The organism is Clostridium tarantellae (genome assembly GCF_009295725.1).
Taxonomy (GTDB): domain Bacteria; phylum Bacillota; class Clostridia; order Clostridiales; family Clostridiaceae; genus Sarcina; species Sarcina tarantellae.
On sequence record NZ_WHJC01000418.1, the window covers coordinates 1 to 2,227 of the forward strand.

Annotated in this window: 1 protein-coding gene; it reads right to left on the reverse strand. The window is 23.5% G+C overall.

Annotation, left to right across the window (positions count from 1 at the left end; genetic code table 11):
* Window positions 1-154: 154 nt before the first annotated feature.
* Window positions 155-2,062, reverse strand: a complete 1,908-nt coding sequence (locus tag GBZ86_RS15170) for a carbohydrate-binding protein (protein ID WP_152892046.1) — start codon at window positions 2,060-2,062, stop codon at window positions 155-157.
* Window positions 2,063-2,227: the final 165 nt, after the last annotated feature.

The window sequence follows — 2,227 nt, forward strand, 5'->3', positions numbered from 1 at the left end:
GTTTAAAACATATTATATTATTATAAAATCTAGTATATTTATTGTAAAATAATTGATAATCCTAAAAATTTACAAAGAAATAAAGAGAACATATTAAAATTAGTTACTTTATTTCTTTGTATATATTCATATTATTTTAACACAAATATTTCAACTAAATACCATAAATTTTAATGGTATTTTCTCCACTATATAAATTTAACTTTATAACTTTTACTTTTTCATTATTTATATCCATTGATTTTGTTTTATTAAAATTATAAATTTCACCTGTATTTAATCCATTAACATCTATTTTTATGATTTTAGAATCTACCTTAGCAACATAAAAAATTCCAAAATCATAAATTCCACTATAAGGGACTGTTATTTTAAAACTTAAAGCTCCATTTTCACTACCACCAAGACCTTCAATAAAATTACCATTTATTATTGCAGAACCTGATAAAATAATATTTGTAGAGTAATTATTTTCATTATGATTAACAGTATCTATAGTTATTTTTCTTAAATTTGGAGCATAATTACTTTCATTAGAATAAAACTTAATAGTATTATTTCCTGCTGTTAAAAATATAGGAGTAATAAATTTTTTGATATCAGTTAAAGTATTTCCTAAGGTATTTGATAAATGATATAAAGAACCTGTATTTATATCATTTATATCTATTTTCATAACTCTATCAAAATTTGGAGCTGTATATTCAACCTGTAAATTATAAAATCCTTCCATAGCTACATTTGCATTTGCTAAAACAGCACTATCAGATAATCCACTTATATTGTTTATAAAATCATTAATATCTATGGTAGCATCCCCTATTAATTCTTTAATAACTACTTTAGGAGTATTAGTTGATAGTATGGAAGTTTCTTTTTCACTAGGTATAGATGTTACCATCATCATTCCTAAATCTGGACCATCATATAATGTATCTCCATGAAATTTAATTATATTATCTCCCTTTTTTAAAGTAACAATTTCATTGGTAAAAGCAAAATATTCATCACCAGTCCAATAAGTGTTTGATTTTTCGTTAATATCCATAACATAAGGGGTATTTTCTTTATAATAATTTATTGAAAATTTATAATCACCTGCTTCAGGAACCTTTATAGTTATGGTTGAAGCACCATCTTTTTTTCCACCTAAAGCTGTAACTAAGTTTTTAGAATTATCTAAAATAGCTCCATTTTCTAATTTTCCTAGTGCAACATTATATATTTCATTTGGAATTGTAGAATTAAAAGCAACTGATATTAGCCCTAAATCTGGAGCGTAATTTTTTCCATCTCCATGAAAAATAACTAAATTATTATTATAATTAAAGGTTAAATCAACTTTAACTATTCCATTTTCAAGTTCAGGAGTAACTACTTTTATATCTTGTCCTCCATATCTAATCATGAAAGTTTTGTTTGCATCTCTATAGTTTATATTTAAAGTGTAATCACCTAATCTAGGTACCTCTATTAACAAACTTACTGAATTATCTTCAGTTCCTCCTATATTAGAAACAAGATTAGTTGCAGGCCCTGTTATTATTTCATCTGAAGAAAAAACTCCATTAGCTAAATTATAATTACCTACAGTAAATTTAGTATTTTCAATAATATCATTAATTTCACTAGTTTTTTCTGTCACTGTAAAAGTTCCTAAATCCGGTGCATAAGCAATTTTATCACTATGAAATTCAAGCTCATTATTACCTGCTTTTAATGGAAGTATTGCATAAAATATAGAACCATCTGAATTTGCTGAGGTTTTATAAGTATAATCAATATTATTTACCTTAATTCTAAAAGTTCTTGCATCAAAATTATATTTTATAGCTAAAATATAATCTGCACTTTTTTTTACAGTCACCATTACTGTGGATGAATTATCATTAGGTCCTCCAAGATTTTTTAAAAAATTACTATTAGGATCTACTGTTATTTCTCCACTTAAATTTCCTTTGCTTATATCAAAAACATCAGTAGGTAATGTGGTTGACTTATTTATAGTTGAAGTAGATAAAATATTAAATACATTTATATTATTTAAATTATCTCGAATCATATATAAACTCCTTGAAATAATATTCATATATGATTATTGTATTCTATAATACATTTTTTGTCATAAAATTTAAAAAAATCTAATAAAATTCATTATATTTATTCCCAATAATAGAATAATATGTTATTATAATTTTATAGTTATAAATAATTTAATGTTTTAATT